Source organism: Pandoraea cepalis (assembly GCF_902459625.1).
Lineage (GTDB): Bacteria > Pseudomonadota > Gammaproteobacteria > Burkholderiales > Burkholderiaceae > Pandoraea > Pandoraea cepalis.
The window spans coordinates 294,199-310,114 of record NZ_CABPRY010000001.1 but is presented as its reverse complement, the minus strand read 5'-3'; the positions used below and the strand labels follow the sequence as shown (position 1 = coordinate 310,114).

12 protein-coding genes are annotated in these 15,916 nt (G+C 64.4%); 6 read left to right on the top strand and 6 right to left on the bottom strand.

The genetic code is table 11. From position 1 onward, the window contains the following. Nucleotides 1-34: 34 nt before the first annotated feature. From dprA to PCE31107_RS01300, 3 genes are all read left to right on the top strand, one after another. A complete protein-coding gene (gene dprA / locus PCE31107_RS01310; protein ID WP_174966515.1) occupies nucleotides 35-1,375 on the top strand; it encodes a DNA-processing protein DprA in 1,341 nt (446 codons plus the stop codon). Between the two features lie 91 nt (nucleotides 1,376-1,466). Then, nucleotides 1,467-1,856: a thioredoxin family protein gene (locus PCE31107_RS01305; protein ID WP_130024515.1), complete on the top strand. Its 390-nt coding sequence runs from the start codon at nucleotides 1,467-1,469 to the stop codon at nucleotides 1,854-1,856. A 226-nt stretch (nucleotides 1,857-2,082) separates the two neighbouring features. After that, nucleotides 2,083-4,770, top strand: coding sequence for a DNA topoisomerase III (locus PCE31107_RS01300; protein WP_150606013.1), 2,688 nt, complete (start codon nucleotides 2,083-2,085; stop codon nucleotides 4,768-4,770). Between the two features lie 98 nt (nucleotides 4,771-4,868). Here PCE31107_RS01300 and PCE31107_RS01295 read toward each other — a convergent pair whose 3' ends face one another. Beyond that, nucleotides 4,869-5,837, bottom strand: a complete 969-nt coding sequence (locus tag PCE31107_RS01295) for a LysR family transcriptional regulator (RefSeq protein WP_017233789.1) — start codon at nucleotides 5,835-5,837, stop codon at nucleotides 4,869-4,871. A gap of 608 nt (nucleotides 5,838-6,445) precedes the next feature. Between PCE31107_RS01295 and hemN the strand changes: the two genes are divergently transcribed. Further along, nucleotides 6,446-7,813 carry an oxygen-independent coproporphyrinogen III oxidase gene (gene hemN / locus PCE31107_RS01290; protein WP_150606840.1) on the top strand — a complete coding sequence of 456 codons (1,368 nt, stop codon included), beginning with the start codon at nucleotides 6,446-6,448 and terminating at the stop codon, nucleotides 7,811-7,813. Nucleotides 7,814-7,919: 106 nt separating this feature from the next. Here the strand turns inward: hemN and PCE31107_RS01285 are convergent, their stop codons facing one another. Continuing rightward, on the bottom strand, nucleotides 7,920-8,117 hold the full coding sequence (locus PCE31107_RS01285; protein WP_130024512.1) for a YbdD/YjiX family protein: 198 nt from the start codon (nucleotides 8,115-8,117) through the stop codon (nucleotides 7,920-7,922). Nucleotides 8,118-8,133: 16 nt separating this feature from the next. Then, on the bottom strand, nucleotides 8,134-10,200 hold the full coding sequence (locus tag PCE31107_RS01280) for a carbon starvation CstA family protein (RefSeq protein ID WP_150606009.1): 2,067 nt from the start codon (nucleotides 10,198-10,200) through the stop codon (nucleotides 8,134-8,136). 365 nt (nucleotides 10,201-10,565) lie between these two features. Between PCE31107_RS01280 and PCE31107_RS01275 the strand changes: the two genes are divergently transcribed. Both PCE31107_RS01275 and PCE31107_RS01270 read left to right on the top strand, forming a co-directional pair. After that, complete coding sequence (locus PCE31107_RS01275) at nucleotides 10,566-11,951, top strand: cache domain-containing protein (RefSeq protein WP_150606007.1); 1,386 nt, start codon at nucleotides 10,566-10,568, stop codon at nucleotides 11,949-11,951. Next, on the top strand, nucleotides 11,948-12,580 hold the full coding sequence (locus tag PCE31107_RS01270) for a response regulator transcription factor (RefSeq protein WP_130024509.1): 633 nt from the start codon (nucleotides 11,948-11,950) through the stop codon (nucleotides 12,578-12,580). The genes PCE31107_RS01275 and PCE31107_RS01270 overlap by 4 nt, the downstream gene beginning before the upstream one ends. Before the next feature lie 74 nt (nucleotides 12,581-12,654). On the opposite strand, the gene PCE31107_RS01265 is transcribed toward PCE31107_RS01270, so the two are convergent. The 3 genes from PCE31107_RS01265 to PCE31107_RS01255 all read right to left on the bottom strand — a co-directional run bounded on the left by PCE31107_RS01265 (nucleotide 12,655) and on the right by PCE31107_RS01255 (nucleotide 15,428). After that, the gene (locus tag PCE31107_RS01265) at nucleotides 12,655-13,074 is read right to left on the bottom strand and encodes a type II toxin-antitoxin system VapC family toxin (RefSeq protein ID WP_130024508.1); all 420 of its coding nucleotides are present in this window, start codon (nucleotides 13,072-13,074) and stop codon (nucleotides 12,655-12,657) included. A gap of 15 nt (nucleotides 13,075-13,089) precedes the next feature. Then, nucleotides 13,090-13,290: a DNA-binding protein gene (locus tag PCE31107_RS01260; protein WP_130024507.1), complete on the bottom strand. Its 201-nt coding sequence runs from the start codon at nucleotides 13,288-13,290 to the stop codon at nucleotides 13,090-13,092. Between the two features lie 251 nt (nucleotides 13,291-13,541). Further along, nucleotides 13,542-15,428 carry a phosphoenolpyruvate carboxykinase (GTP) gene (locus tag PCE31107_RS01255; RefSeq protein WP_246181678.1) on the bottom strand — a complete coding sequence of 629 codons (1,887 nt, stop codon included), beginning with the start codon at nucleotides 15,426-15,428 and terminating at the stop codon, nucleotides 13,542-13,544. Nucleotides 15,429-15,916 lie beyond the last annotated feature (488 nt).

Here is a 15,916-nt window from a genome sequence, read left to right as displayed (position 1 = left end):
CGCCGAGCCCTGTCCCGAGGCCCGTTCTGATGTCATGTCCCGCGAAAGCGCCCTTCACACCGACGCCACGCACGATAGCCCTCAGATCGGGGCCGACCACGCGGAAATCAAGGACTGGCTGCGGCTGTGCCACACGCCCGGGGTGCCCCCGGCTGCGGTACGGCGTCTGCTGAGCGCATTCGGGGTGCCTGAAGCGATCTTCCGGGCGTCGCGCGCCAGGCTCGCTGGCGTGCTGCCGGACACGCTCGTGGACAGGCTGCTCGCGCCGATGTCCGCCGAGTTGACGGCACAGATCGCCCGCACTCTCGACTGGGCCAGTCGTCCCGGGTGTGCGGTCGTCACGTTGTCCGAGCCGGCCTACCCGCGTGAGCTGCTGACGCTTGGCGACGCCCCCCCAATCCTGTATTGCCGCGGCGATGCCGGTCTGCCAAACCGCGCCGGGGCCATGGCGGCGGCGCTTGTCGGCAGCCGCCGCGCCACGCCGCAGGGACGCGACAACGCGCGACACTTCGCCCACGCGCTCGGCGACGCGGGCGTGACCGTCGTGTCGGGGCTGGCGGCCGGCATCGACGCTGCCGCGCACGAAGGCGCGCTCGAGACGGCGGGCGGCACCTGCGCCGTCGTGGGCACGGGGCCCGATCTCGTCTACCCGACGCATCATCGCGACTTGGCCGAGCGCATCGCCGAATGCGGCCTCGTGCTGTCCGCGTTTCCCGTGGGCACGCCACCGCGTGCCGATCATTTCCCGCGGCGCAACCGGCTGATTGCCGCGCTCGCACGGTGCACCGTGGTCGTCGAGGCCACCACGCACTCGGGATCGCTGATCACGGCACGTCTGGCAGGCGATCTGGGCCGAGACGTGCTCGCCGTGCCCGGCTCGATCCACGCGCCGCAAAGTCGCGGCTGCCACACGTTGATTCGCGACGGCGCCACGCTCGCGACATCGCCCGACGACGTCTTCGAAGCCTTGGGCATTGCGCCGCCCGCGCCGACCGTGGAAACGCTCCCCCTGTCGGACATGGGAAGCGCGGGAAATGCGCGCAAGCGCGCACATGGCGGACGCGCCCGTGGATCGAGGCGCCCGCCGTCCGACGGCGCGGCGACCGATCTATTCAGCATGACCGAGACCGTGCGCGCCAGTGGCCCACCGACGGCCCGCGCCGCCGTGGCGACGCGCACCGCCGCGCCCCCCGGCATGGCAGCAGTCCTGGAAGCGCTGGGGTATGATCCGGTCAGCGCGGACACCCTTTGCGGGCGCACCGGCCTGGGGATCACCACCGTGCTTGCGCATCTGAGCGTGCTTGAACTCGACGGCCGGATCGCCCGACTGCCCGGCGGACGGTTTGCCCGGCAGACCGACCGGGACGTACGCTAGCGAATGCCCGGGTCGCCGAGGCCGATGCCTGAAATGCGCCGGTCGCCGCTGCGTCCCCTCCCAATTCCGAGATACCGACATCACCGACACCATGCCCGTTTTCGATCCTGTCGCCGACCGCTCCGCGCTGGCTGCCGCGCTGGCCGATGGCAACACGCGTCTCGTGGCCTGTTTGTGCGCGGCGTGGTGCGGCACCTGCCGCGAGTATGCGCAGGTGTTCGAGCAATTGGCGGCTCGCCATCCGGCGCTGTGCTTCGTCTGGGTGGATATCGAGACGCACGCCGACTGGCTCGACGATCACGACATCGAGAACTTTCCGACCCTGCTCGTTCAGGATGCGCAGCAGGCGGCGGGACAGGCCCGTTTTTTTGGCCCAGTGCTGCCGGCCGTCGGCATTCTCGAGCGCATGCTCGACGCGCGAGTGCTGGGCGACACGACGGTGGCCGCCCCTGCGCTGCGCGAGCACCTGCTTGCCGGATAGCCCCCGTCGGAGCCGACCGGCAAGCGCATCAGGCAAAGCGCGACGCCGTGTCGCAGCGGTGGGGCCGCGCCGCCGGGCCTGCGCTTGCCGCCGGCTTGCGACGCGCTTATGATGTGCCGCTTTCAGGCATGCCTTGTGCCCGATCCGACGGCAACGCCGGACTGGCTATATGTTATAAAGCCAACGAATGTCGCTTGGCGACACCCCCTCACCATTACCTAACGTCATGTCAAAAGCTCTGATCATTGCCGAGAAACCGTCCGTCGCGAATGACATCGCGCGGGCGTTGGGCGGCTTTACCAAGCATGACGAGTACTTCGAGAACGACGACTACGTCGTCTCGTCGGCGGTTGGCCACCTCGTCGAAATCGGCGCGCCGGAAGACTATGAAGTCAAACGCGGCAAGTGGAGTTTCGCCAACCTTCCCGTGATTCCTCCGCATTTCGACCTCAAGCCGATCGCCAAGAGCGAGTCGCGTCTGAAGGTGCTCACACGGCTCATCAAGCGCAAGGACGTGGACGTCCTGATCAACGCCTGTGACGCGGGACGCGAAGGGGAACTGATTTTTCGCCTGATTGCGCAACACGCGAAGGCGAAGCAGCCGGTCAGGCGTCTGTGGCTGCAATCGATGACGCCGCAGTCGATTCGCGACGGCTTCAGCCGCCTGCGCAGCGACGACGACATGCTGCCGCTGGCCGACGCCGCGCGCAGCCGCGCCGAAGCCGACTGGCTCGTGGGCATCAATGGCACGCGTGCCATGACCGCCTTCAACAGCAAGGGGGGCGGATTCTTCCTGACGACCGTCGGTCGCGTGCAGACGCCGACGCTGTCGATCGTGGTCGAGCGCGAAGAGAAGATTCGCAAGTTCGTGTCGCGCGACTATTGGGAAGTGCGCGCCGATTTCGTTGCCGCCTCGGGCTTCTATGAAGGCCGCTGGTTCGATCCGAACTTCAAGCGCAACGAATTCGATCCGGAGCAGCGCGATTCGCGCCTGTGGAGCGTTGCGGCCGCCGAATCGGTCGTGGCGGCGGTGCGCGGCAAGCACGGCACGGTCACTGAAGAATCGAAGCCGTCGACGCAACTCTCACCGCTGCTGTTCGACCTGACGAGCCTGCAGCGCGAGGCCAACGGCCGCTTCGGTTTCTCTGCGAAGAACACGCTGGGCCTGGCGCAGGCGCTGTACGAAAAGCACAAGGTGCTGACGTACCCGCGGACCGACGCGCGCGCGCTGCCGGAAGACTACCTGGCCACCGTCAAGGAAACGATGGCCGTGCTCAAGGAGAGCAACAACTACCACCAGTTCGCCAACCAGGTCCTGAGCAAGGACTGGGTCAAGCCGAACAAGCGGATCTTCGACAACAGCAAGATCAGCGATCACTTCGCCATCATCCCGACGCTGCAGGCGCCGAAGAACCTCTCCGAGCCGGAGCAAAAGCTGTACGACCTCGTCGTCAAGCGCTTCCTGGCGGTGTTCTTCCCGGCGGCCGAGTATCAGGTGACGACCCGGATCACGGAAGTGGTGGGCCATCACTTCAAGACCGAAGGCAAGGTGCTCGTCAACGCCGGCTGGCTGGCCATTTACGGCAAGGAAGCGCAGGGCGACGGGAAAGAGGGTAAGGAAGAGCAGCCGAACCTCGTGCCGGTCGCGAAGGACGAGAAGGTTGGCGTCGACAAGGTCGAATCGGTTGGCCTGCAAACCAAGCCTCCGGCACGATACAGCGAAGCGACGCTGCTCTCGGCCATGGAAGGCGCGGGCAAGCTCGTTGAAGAGGGCGAGTGGCGCGAGGCGATGGCGGGCAAGGGTCTGGGGACCCCGGCCACGCGGGCGGCGATCATTGAAGGGTTGCTGACGGAAAAGTATCTCGTGCGCGAAGGCCGGGAGTTGCATCCGACAGCCAAGGCCTTCCAGTTGATGACACTATTGCGTGGGCTCGGCGTGGACGAACTCACGCTGCCCGAACTCACGGGCGAATGGGAAGCCAAGCTCTCGCAAATCGAGCGCGGTGGCCTCAAGCGTGACGAGTTCATGCACGAGATCGCGCAAATGACGCAGACCATCGTCAAGCGCGCGAAGGAATACGACTCGGACACGATCCCGGGCGACTACGCCACGCTCACCACGCCGTGCCCGCATTGCGGCAGCGTGGTCAAAGAGAACTACCGGCGCTTCGCATGCACGAGCTGCAGCTTCTCGATCTCGAAGATTCCAGGCGGGCGTCAGTTCGAAATCCCGGAAGTCGAAGACCTGCTCAAGAACAAGACGATCGGACCGCTGTCGGGATTCCGCAGCAAGATGGGCCGTCCGTTCTCGGCCATTCTGAAGCTCTCGCCCGACGACGAGATGGGTTACAAGCTCGAGTTCGACTTCGGCCAGGACAACGGCGACGAAGACGGCGAGGCCCCCGACTTCACGGGACAGGAGCCGGTCGGCAAGTGTCCGAAGTGCGGCGCAAACGTGTTTGAGCACGGCATGCGTTATGTCTGCGAGAACGCCGTCGCCAGCCCCAAGACTTGCGACTTCACGTCGGGCAAGGTGATTCTCCAGCAGGAAATCACGCGCGAGCAGATTCACAAGCTGCTCACCGAAGGCAAGACAGATCTGCTGACGAGCTTCAAATCGTCGCGCACCGGTCGTACTTTCAAAGCGTATCTGGCGAAGCAGAAGGACGGCACCATCGGCTTCGAATTCGAAGCGAAGGCACCGAAGAAGACGGCTGCGAAGGCAGGCGACGCCGAGGCTGACGGCAAAGCCGCCCCGGCGCGCAAGACGGCAACGAAGACCGCGGCGGCGAAGGCACCGGCCAAGAAGACAGCGGCCCGGAAAACGACGGCCAAAGCCAAGCCGGCCAAGAAGGAAGCCACGTCCGGCGCGTCGGACAACGCTGCCGTCGAGGACGACGATCCGCCGTTCTAGGCGAATCGAGTACGGCATCGCCCGGTTGTCACCGGGCAATGAAAACGGCCACTTCCTTGCGGGAGTGGCCGTTTTTTCATCTCGCGATGGGCACTACGTCACACCGAAATGCCCGTGGTGGGCGCGCTCGGCGACGGAATCTTGGGGGGCACCCAGCGTTCGGCTGCCGAAATGCCTTCGTTCTGGCGGAAATACTCGACGGTGAGATCGATAAAGCCGCGCGTCTTGGCCGACAGATACTTCCGGCTGGGATAGACGAGCGAGACATCGACCGGCGTTTGTGAGTAGTTGCGCATCAGCGCGACGAGATCGCCGTCGCGCACATCGTGCCCCACGAGGTATGACGGCAGGAACGCAATGCCGTGCCCCAGCAGCACCGATTGACGCAGCAGCGCCGTGTTGTTGCAGATGAACTTGTTCTGCACACGCACGCGCACCTCGCCGTCCGGGCCAGAAAACACGCGGTCTTCGCTCCAGATGTCATTCGGCAGACCGAGCACACCGTGCTCGCCCAGTTCTTGCGGTGTGACCGGTTCGCCGTGCTCGGCGATATACGCCGGCGAAGCACACAACATCACGCGCGTCTCGGCGAGCACACGTGAAATCAGGCTTTCGCTGTTGATCATGCGCGTGAGCAGAATGCCGCAATCGTAGCCCTCTTCCACCAGATCGACCGCACGGTCGGTCAGCGCGAGATCGACCACGACCTTCGGGTGCAACTCCTGGTACTTCTTGACGAGCGGCGCGAGGTTGCGCAGACCGAACGACACCGGTGCAACAACCTTCAAGGTGCCTTTCGGATCGCGTGAGGCGCTGGAAATGAGGGCGTCGGCCTCGTCGACTTCGTCGATGATCTGCCGGCAGCGTTCGAGATACACCTGCCCGGCACCGGTCAGCGACAGACTGCGAGTGGTGCGATTGAGCAGGCGAACACCGAGATGCGATTCCAGTTCGGCGACGTGCCGCGTGACCACGGCGGCCGACAGGTCCATCTGGGCAGCCGTACGGGCAAAGCTGCCGTTGTCGGCCACTTTGACGAAAACGCGCATCGATTGCAGACGATCCATAGTGTTTCCAATCGTGATGTGCCGCGTCGTACTGGCAAGGACAAGCATGGGCGGGCCGGCCGTTCACCGGCGCTGCGCGTACCTGCGGGCACCGGTCGGACCCCCGCCCCGGATCGTTCCGGGGTGGGCCGTGCGTGCCGCCAGGGCTCTCGACACGGCGGGGAGACTTCAATAAGGCGCTAGCTTACCGTAGGCAGCCGAAACTTGCCTGACGTGGCAACGATTTTGGTGCATGACCACCATGCGACTCGCGCCTCCGGGCACCGGGGTCCGCGACAGATGCGGGAATTCACTCAACGTCGTCAGCCATCACGCCTGCTTCTCGCCACTTTCTCGCGACTTTCGCGCCGTGAGCCCGGTGTTTGACGCAGGTCAGGGCGCGGCGTTCGCGGCGACGCTACAGTCCCCTATCACCTACTGTTACAGGCCGCGTCATGACTCCGCTCCGCCTTTCGTCGACGCCTTGCGCCAACGCCGCAGCCCCCAGCGAACCGCACGCTGGTACGCCATGTCCCGGCTGTGCGTCGCGGGCGTCGTCCGAGGGCCACGGGCATTCACGATGCGGCACGCGGCACGCGCCGCGAAACACCGCGGTCCCGTCCGCCCCGATCCACTTCGATGCACAACTGCTCGCCCGTTACGACGTGAACGGGCCGCGCTACACCTCGTACCCGACGGCACTGCAATTCCGTGACAACTTCGGCGCTGACGACTATGCGCGTGCAGCCGCGCAGTCCAAACGCACTGGCAAACCGCTCTCGCTATATGTCCACGTGCCGTTCTGCGACACGGTGTGCTTCTATTGCGCGTGCACCAAGATCGTCACGCACAATCGCGCTCACGCGCAGGCCTACGTCGAGCGCCTGCATACGGAGATCGCACGGCAGGCGTCGCTGCTCGGCGCCGGGCGCGGGCTCGCGCAGATGCATTGGGGCGGGGGCACGCCGACGTTCCTGTCGTTGGAACAGATCGCTTCCCTTGTCGAGGCCATCAGCCGCCACTTCGTGATGACGCTCGACGACAGCGCCGAGTACGCCATCGAAATCGACCCGCGCAGCGCCGGCCCGGCATCGATTCGCGCCTTGCGCGCGCTCGGGTTCAATCGTCTGTCCATCGGGGTGCAGGATTTCGATCCCCGTGTTCAGGCCGCGATTCATCGCGTGCAGCCGCGCGCGCTGGTCGAAGCTACGCTCGACGCCGCGCGACGTTGTGGTTTCCGGTCGGTCAACTTCGATCTGATCTACGGCCTGCCGTATCAAACGTCCGAGTCGTTCTCGAATACGCTCGACGCCGTGATCGAGATGGCGCCGGAGCGCCTGTCGGTCTTCAGCTACGCGCATCTGCCACAACAGTTCAAGATGCAGCGCTGCCTGCCCGACGCCCTGCCGGACGGCCCGCAAAAGCTGGCGCTGTTGCAGACGATCATTGCCCGCCTGAGTGCAGCGGGCTATGTCTATATCGGCATGGATCACTTCGCGCGGCCCGACGATGAACTCGCTCGTGCGCAGGCCGCTGGCAGTCTGCATCGCAACTTCCAGGGTTACAGCACACGGGCCGATTGCGACCTCGTCGGGGTGGGCATGTCGGCCATCGGCCGGGTGGGGGATAGCTACGCACAGAACGCCAAGACCCTAAAGGCGTATTACGAAGCCATCGATGCCGGTGGACTCGCCATCGCGCGTGGCGTGCGACTCGATGACGATGACCATATCCGGCGCGACGTCATTTCGCGCCTGATGTGCCACATGTCGCTGGAATTCGCGCCACTCGAACAGGCTTACGACATCCGCTTCGCCAGCTATTTTGCGAGTGAGTTGGGCGAGTTGGCCGAACTGGCGGCCGATGGTCTCGTGGCCATCGAGGCCCACGGACTGCGCATCTTGCCGGCCGGACGCTTGCTGGTTCGCGTCGTCGCCCAGGTCTTCGATCGCTATCGTCGCGGCAACGCTCACTCGCGATGCGCAAAAGTGATGTGAGCGCAGCGCGGGTCGGCCCATGAAAAAACGCCCGGTGAAGTGCTCACCGGGCGTTCTCACTTTCTGGGTTGACGAGGCTGACGAGGCGATTGAGGCCAACGACGCCTCAACAGCATCGTCCGCCGCCTTTGCCGCCGTAGCGCGCTTCCTGCCGTTCCCGGAAGAACGCCTCGTAGCTCATGACCGGTTGATCCGGGTGCGTGACCTGCATATGCGCGACATAGGTGTCGTAGTCGGGCAGGCCAACCATCAGACGCATGGCCTGCCCCAGATACCGGCCCACCTTACCGACTTCATCGAGCATGGCGTCGCCCCCGGTCTCAGACCTGACGACCGGTCGGCATCGGCTCGAACGGCGTTTCGCGGGCCGTCGGCTTGTTGGCCTGGCGTGCCACGAGGATGGTGCGTACGCCGAAGATCGCCACGGACACGACCACGAACATGAACACGCCGGAGAGCGTTGCATCGACGTAATCGTTGAACACGATCTGCTGCATCTGCGCGACCGACTTGGCCGGCGCGAGCAACTTGCCGTCGGCGAGCGCCGCCTGATAATTCGCCGCGTGCGCCAGGAAGCCGACCTTCGGATTCGCGTCGAACATCTTCTGCCACCCGGCCGTGAGCGTGCAGGCCAGCAGCCACAGCGTGGGCAGGACCGTCACCCAGGCAAAGCGCTCGCGCTTGAGCTTGTAGAGCACGCACGTCGCGAGGATCAGCGCGATCGCGGCCAGCATCTGGTTGGAGATACCAAACAGCGGCCACAGCGTATTGATGCCGCCCAGCGGATCGACCACGCCCTGGTACAGGAAGTAGCCCCACGCAGCCACGCACAGGCCGGTGGCGGTCAGGTTCGCGGGCCACGAATCCGTGCGCTTGAGCGACGGCACGAATGTCCCCAGCAGATCCTGCAGCATGAAGCGGCCGGCACGCGTGCCTGCATCGACCGCCGTCAGGATGAACAACGCTTCGAACAGAATCGCGAAGTGGTACCAGAACGCCATCATCGCTTCGCCGCCGATCACCCGGTGCAGAATTTGCGCCATGCCGACGGCGAGCGTCGGCGCGCCACCGGCGCGCGAGATGATCGTGTTCTCGCCCACGGCGTGTGCGGTGGCGGTGAGCACGTCCGGCGTGATGGCGAAACCCCAGCCGGAGACGACGTGCGCCACGGCTTCGGGCGTCGTGCCGATCACGGCGGCCGGGCTGTTCATCGCGAAATACACGCCCGGATCGATCACCGAGGCCGCGACCAGCGCCATGATGGCCACGAACGACTCCATCAGCATGCCGCCGTAACCGATGAAGCGCGCGTTGAGTTCGTTATCGAGCAGCTTGGGCGTGGTGCCCGACGAGATCAACGCATGGAAGCCGGACACCGCGCCGCACGCGATTGTAATGAAGAGGAACGGGAACAACTTGCCCGACCAGACCGGACCGCTACCGTCGACGAACTGGGTGAGCGCGGGCATCTTCAGCTCGGGTGCGACCACCAGAATGCCGATGGCCAGCGCCATGATCGTGCCGATCTTCAGGAACGTCGACAGATAGTCGCGCGGTGCGAGCAACAGCCACACAGGCAAGACGGACGCGACAAAGCCGTAACCGATCAGCATCCATGTGAGTTGCTTGCCGTCGAACGTGAACAGCGGCGCAAAGGTGGCGCTGTCGTGCACGTTCTGGCCGAAAAAGATCGCGGCCATCAGCATCACAAAGCCGATGATCGACACTTCCCCGATGCGGCCCGGACGGATGTAGCGCGTGTAGACGCCCATGAACAGCGCGATCGGGATCGTCAGTCCGACGGTGAACGTGCCCCACGGCGAACCTGCCAGCGCCTTGACCACGATCAGCGCCAGCACGGCCAGAATGATGATCATGATGAGGAACGCGCCGAAAAGCGCGATCACCCCGGGAATCATGCCGAGTTCGGACTTCACGAGATCGCCCAGCGAGCGGCCGTCGCGGCGCGTGGAGATGAACAGCACCATGAAGTCCTGCACTGCGCCCGCGAACACCACTCCGGCGAGAATCCACAACATGCCCGGCAAATAGCCCATTTGCGCGGCAAGTACCGGGCCGACGAGCGGTCCTGCGCCGGCAATGGCCGCGAAGTGGTGCCCGAACAGCACGTAGCGATTGGTCGGCACGTAGTCCAGGCCATCGTTATGGCGCCAGGCCGGCGTCATGCGCGAGCCGTCGAGCTGCGCGACGCGCGTGGCGATGAACTTGCTGTAGAAACGATAAGCGATCAGATACACGCAGACAGCCGCGATCACGATCCAGAGTGCGCTGACGGTTTCGCCGCGCGATAGAGCCACCGTGCCAAGCGCGCAAGCGCCGACGACGGCCACGGCTGCCCAGGGCAGTTGTTGCCAGATGCGATTCATTGTCTCTCCTCGGAACTGCCTCCTTCAGGCAGCAACCCGGGACGGCGCCGTTGCGGCACTGCCCCGCCTCTTGACCCGGCGCCATGACGGCACCGTGGAACGTGGCTCGCTGCACGCGCCCCTCTTTCGGGGGCCTGCGCACAGCAAGGACCGGAGGTGCTACGCACCGCATCGGCGTGTGAACATCCGAACTGGCGTAACACCGGCGAGACGCTGACGAGTGACACTCGGCAGCCCCGGCCACGATTCGGCGTGTAGTATTGGCGTTTGCCCGCCGCGCCACAAGCGCGAAACTACGCAGGTCCGCTACGTGCTATTACGTAGCGAAGCCCCGCGAAACGCGGCAATGCAGCTTTCCGAACGCCATGAATCTCCGACAGAAATTTTTCGTCCTGGCGCTGTTGCCGGTCGCCCTGGCGATGGTCGCCATCGCGCTGGCCGTGCGACACCAGGGCAACGAGCTTTCGAGCGCGCAGCACGACGCTGTGCAAACTACATCGCTGGCCAACAAGCGGGCGGAGCTGCTGCATTACGTGGGCCTTGCGCGCAAGGCCATCGAGCCGCTGTACGACGGCCCCGACACGCCCGCCGCCCGCGAGGCAGCCCTGGCCATCCTTGCCCGCCTGGAGTTCGGCCAGGACGGCTACTTTTTCGTCTACGATCTCGAAGGCCGCAGCCTGATGCATCCGCGCCAACCCGAGCTTGTCGGCCACAATCTCTGGTCGCTCAAGGATGCGTCGGGCGCGCCCACGATCCAGCGCCTGATCGCGGCGGCGCGCGCCGGCGGCGGCTATGTGCAATATCCGTGGGAAAAGCCGTCTCTGCACCAGATGGCGCCAAAACTCGGCTACGTCGTCGCCCTGCCCCGCTGGAACTGGATGATCGGCACCGGGATTTATCTCGACGACGTCGAAGCTACGCTGCGCGCGTCGGACGAGCGCGCGCAGGCGAACATCGATCGCACGCTGATCTGGATCACCCTCATCGCCTCGACATGCCTGGCGATCGTGGCCCTGTGCGGGCTCGTCGTGAACATCACCGAACTCAAGACCGCCGATGCGAAGTTGCGCCAACTGGCACGTCAGGTGGTGGAATCGCAGGAACTCGAGCGCGCGCGCATCTCGCGCGAGTTGCACGATGGCATCAGTCAATTGCTGGTGTCGGTCAAGCTGCTGCTCGAGTCGGCGTCGATGCGTCTGCCGGGCTCGCCCGCCGCCGCCAGTACCGCGCTGGGCGTGGCCATCGAGCGGTTGAACGGCACGCTCGGGGAAGTGCGACGTATTTCGCAGGCGCTGCGCCCGGCCATGCTCGACGATCTCGGCCTGGCCGCGGCCATCGACCAGCTCGCACGGGAGTTCGGCTCGCATGCGAATCTGCCTGTCGAGATGCAAGTCGAAGGCGACGCCCCCGTGCTGGACGACAACATCAAAACAATGCTCTATCGCATCGCGCAGGAAGCGCTGACCAACATCGAACGCCATGCGCACGCGTCGCGCGTTTCGATCCTGTTGATGTTCAAACCCGGCGGCATTCACCTGTCGATTGCTGACGACGGCTGCGGATTCGACGTGACCGACGTGCATCACAATCCCAGCCATGGCATCGGCCTGCGCAATATGCGCGAGCGGCTCGATGCCGTCGGCGGCGTTCTCGGCATTCAGTCGTGGCCGGGTCTTACCACCATCAGCGCGTGGGTGCCCCTCACGCCCGCCGCCGCGAAAGCGGCGCTTCGTACAGCCTCACGCCAATGACGCAAGCGCATCCCATTCGACTGCTCCTGATCGACGATCACCCGCTCGTGCGCGATGGACTGCGCGCACGCTTCGATGCCTCGCCCAACCTGCAGGTCGTCGGTGAGGCGGGCAATGCACAGGAAGCGCTCATGCGGGCGAAGACATCGTCGCCGGATCTGGCGCTGATGGACATCAGCATGCGCGGCACGAACGGCATTGAACTGACCGCCCAGTTTCGCGAGCAGTTCCCCCACATCGCCGTGCTGATCCTCTCGATGCATGACAACGCCGAATATGTGCGTCAGGCAGTGCGCGCCGGCGCGCGCGGCTATGTGCTCAAGGACGCGCCCGCCCACGAGATCGTGACCGCCATCGAACGCGTGGCGCGCGGCGATTCGTACTACAGCGCCGCCATTGCCGCGCGCGTGGTACAGGCCTCGACGTCGCACGCGCCCATCGATTCACTCACACCTCGCGAACGCGAAATCCTCTCGCGGATCGCGCGCGGATTGGCAAACAAGCAAATTGCCACGGAAATGGATTTGTCGGTCCGCACCGTGGAGACGCACCGGCTCAACATCAAGCGCAAGCTCGGCATCGAAGGGCAGGCGGAGTTGATCAAGTTTGCGGTGGAGAATCGACTGTAGGTCGCGTGAGGGCGCCTGTCGAGCGCTCGGCGCGCGTGGGTCGGGTGACAGTACGGCGCTCACACCGACCGTGATCAGTGCACAAATGGGTTGTATACCTCCACTCCGGTATTGGAAAAATCCTTCACGTTGCGCGTGACCACGACAAGCCGATGCACCAGCGCAGTGGCAGCGATCAACTTGTCGATGGGGTGCTCCGAATGGGGCACGCGCAGACGTGCCCAAACGTTACAGATCGTCTGGTCCACCGGCAAAATCTCGCGCGCGTAATCGCGTTTCAGCTTCTCGAGCCATGTCTCGATCAACACCGCCTGTCGCGCATCATTCCGGTGCCGAAGGACTTTCACACCACGCTGTAGTTCCCCCAGCGTGATGACCGAAAGAAAGCGCGGTGATTGATCACGATCGGTCCGACGGATAAAGCGCTGGACCCCTTCGTCACCGCCCCCACATTTCCGACACTCGCTAATAACGTTCGTATCGAGTAAATACATCGGACGCTCAGTGCCTTAATTGATACGTTCAAAATCGCTGTCCAGTCCAACATTCGGCATGGCCAACAGTGCTTCCCCCAGCGAGCGAAACCCGGGAACCCGCGCCACGTTATCCAGAATCGTCAGCACTTCTTCCTCCGGGGTTCTCCCGTACATGGCCGCACGCGACCGTATCGATCGCATGAGCGGTTCGTCAATACCTTCGATCAACATCATGTGCATCAGCGCCTCCTGGGGTTCCGAATGGAAAAGTCGTTGTCCGAACAGAACAACAGGAGAAATGCTATCACCACAGTCCTATCGAAAACCGCCAGGATCCTTGCCTGGCAAGCCTTTCGGAAGTCTCACAAGGCAACAAAAATCCCACCGAAGTCTCCCTCGGTGGGATCGTTGTGTGCGGCCTTGACTTGATCCGTGATGCCGGCGTCTCTCAACTTCGGCGAGCGATCATTCGAACATCGGGCGAATCACGACTTCAGGCGACGCTCGATGTCGGTCTTCGTGTCGAGCAACGCTTGCGGCAGACGATGATTGAACGTGTCGAACAGTTCGGTGTGGAGCTTCAACTCTTCGTGCCAGGCGGCGGAGTCCATCGAAGTCACGTCGTCGAACTGCGACGGCGTGAACGACAGACCGTTCCAGTTCAGATCCTCGTAGCGCGGCGTGATGCCGAACGCATGCTCCACCCCTTGCGCCGTGCCGTCGATACGGCCGAGCATCCATGCCAACACGCGCATGTTCTCGCCGAAGCCCGGCCACACGAACTTGCCGTCCGCGCCCTTGCGGAACCAGTTCACGCAGTAGATCTTCGGCAACGCGGCGCCAAGCTTGTCCAGATGCGCGCCGGTATCGAGCCAGTGCTGGAAGTAGTCGCTCATGTTGTAGCCGCAGAACGGCAGCATGGCGAACGGATCGCGGCGCACCACCCCCTGCTGGCCCGCCGCCGCGGCCGTCGTCTCCGAGCCCATGGTCGCGGCCATGTACACGCCCTCGGTCCAGTCGCGCGCTTCCGTCACGAGCGGCACGGTCGTCGAGCGGCGGCCGCCGAAGATGAACGCATCGATCGCCACCCCGGCCGGGTTTTCCCAGTCGGCATCGATCGACGGACATTGCGATGCCGGTGCCGTGAACCGCGAATTCGGATGCGCCGCCTTGCGGCCCGTCTCCTTCGCGCTTTCCGGTGTCCAGTCCTTGCCCTGCCAGTCAATCAAATGCGCGGGCGGCGTATCGGTCAGGCCTTCCCACCACACGTCGCCATCGTCGGTCAGGGCCACGTTGGTGAAGATGACGTTCTCGCCGAGCGTCGCCAGCGCGTTCGGGTTGGTCTTCTCGCTCGTGCCCGGCGCCACGCCGAAGAAGCCGGCTTCCGGATTGATCGCGTACAGACGGCCATCGCGGCCCGGCTTGATCCAGGCGATGTCGTCGCCAATGGTCTCGACCTTCCAGCCGTCGAAGCCCTTCGGCGGGATCAGCATGGCAAAGTTGGTCTTGCCGCAGGCCGACGGAAACGCCGCCGCCACGTGATACTTCCTGCCCTCGGGCGACGTCACGCCGAGAATCAGCATATGTTCGGCGAGCCAGCCTTCGTCGCGGCCCATCTTCGAGGCGATGCGCAGCGCGAAACACTTCTTGCCCAGCAGCGCATTGCCGCCGTAGCCTGAACCATAGCTCCAGATTTCGCGGGTTTCCGGAAAATGCACGATGTACTTCGTGTTGTTGCACGGCCATGCCACGTCCTGCTCACCGGCGGCGAGCGGCTTGCCCACCGTGTGAACGCACGGCACGAACTCGCCGTCGGCGCCCAGAACGTCATACACGGCACGGCCCATGCGCGTCATGATGCGCATGTTCACGGCCACGTACGGTGTGTCGGACAATTCCACGCCGATATGGGCGATCGGCGAGCCGAGCGGACCCATAGAGAACGGTACGACATACATCGTGCGACCGCGCATGCAGCCCTGGAACAGGCCGTCGAGCGTCGTTCGCATTTCACGCGGATCGATCCAGTGATTGGTCGGGCCGGCGTCTTCGCGCGTTTCGCTGCAGATGAACGTGCGGTCTTCCACCCGCGCGACGTCCGACGGATCGGAGAGCGCGAGGAACGAGTTCGGGCGCTTGGCCGGGTTGAGCCGCTTCATCGTGCCGGCAGCCACCATCTGCTCGCACAGACGGTCGTATTCCTCCTGTGAGCCGTCGCACCAGACGACACGTTCGGGCTGGGTAATCGCCGCGATGTGCGACACCCAGTCGATCAGCTTGCGATGACGCACCCAGGCGGGCAGATCACGGGTTGCGACATTGGACGAGGAGGAGGCGTTGAGCGCGCTTGCGCTCACACTGGCTTGCGTCATGGGGGTTGTCTCCATGCAGAGTCGGGAAATCGAGGCGGACGCCGGGCGTCCGTCGTGCAGGCACCTTGGATGGCCGGGCGACCCTTCCGATTGGGGATACCGGAAGGGCAGGATAGCCCCGGCGATCGCCGTGTGCGCAAAACCTCAACGCGCACGCAGGCATGGGCCGCACGAAGTACGGAGCGTGTTGTGTGGCTTGCGTCGCACGCAAGTCCACACGCGGGGCAGCAGGGGGCAACACGCGCACCGATACGTGCGCATCAGGCGTCTCGCTCACCGGGTCCGACTTGCTTTTGCGGGGTGGGTTCGATTTTTTGCCATCGTGTTGAGGCGGTTTCGCCATGGTTGCCAGGACACCTGCCATACTATGCAAAACGAGGCGTCAGCATACCACCGCGCAAATCGCGCCGGTGCTGCGTCGCAACAAGGCCGGCACTGGGTGGCCCCGACAGACGCGGTCCCTGTGGTCGACCCGTTCGTCCGCCGGT

What these genes read in the sequence shown, in the direction of transcription:
- PCE31107_RS01300 (WP_150606013.1), top strand. Translation starts at nt 2,083, where the DNA reads ATGTCAAAAGCTCTGATCATTGCCGAGAAACCGTCCGTCGCGAATGAC.
- PCE31107_RS01270 (WP_130024509.1), top strand. Translation starts at nt 11,948, where the DNA reads ATGACGCAAGCGCATCCCATTCGACTGCTCCTGATCGACGATCACCCG.
- dprA (WP_174966515.1), top strand. Translation starts at nt 35, where the DNA reads ATGTCCCGCGAAAGCGCCCTTCACACCGACGCCACGCACGATAGCCCT.
- PCE31107_RS01295 (WP_017233789.1), bottom strand. Translation starts at nt 5,837, where the DNA reads ATGGATCGTCTGCAATCGATGCGCGTTTTCGTCAAAGTGGCCGACAAC.
- PCE31107_RS01260 (WP_130024507.1), bottom strand. Translation starts at nt 13,290, where the DNA reads ATGATGTTGATCGAAGGTATTGACGAACCGCTCATGCGATCGATACGG.
- PCE31107_RS01305 (WP_130024515.1), top strand. Translation starts at nt 1,467, where the DNA reads ATGCCCGTTTTCGATCCTGTCGCCGACCGCTCCGCGCTGGCTGCCGCG.
- PCE31107_RS01285 (WP_130024512.1), bottom strand. Translation starts at nt 8,117, where the DNA reads ATGCTCGATGAAGTCGGTAAGGTGGGCCGGTATCTGGGGCAGGCCATG.
- PCE31107_RS01265 (WP_130024508.1), bottom strand. Translation starts at nt 13,074, where the DNA reads ATGTATTTACTCGATACGAACGTTATTAGCGAGTGTCGGAAATGTGGG.
- PCE31107_RS01255 (WP_246181678.1), bottom strand. Translation starts at nt 15,428, where the DNA reads ATGACGCAAGCCAGTGTGAGCGCAAGCGCGCTCAACGCCTCCTCCTCG.
- PCE31107_RS01280 (WP_150606009.1), bottom strand. Translation starts at nt 10,200, where the DNA reads ATGAATCGCATCTGGCAACAACTGCCCTGGGCAGCCGTGGCCGTCGTC.
- PCE31107_RS01275 (WP_150606007.1), top strand. Translation starts at nt 10,566, where the DNA reads ATGAATCTCCGACAGAAATTTTTCGTCCTGGCGCTGTTGCCGGTCGCC.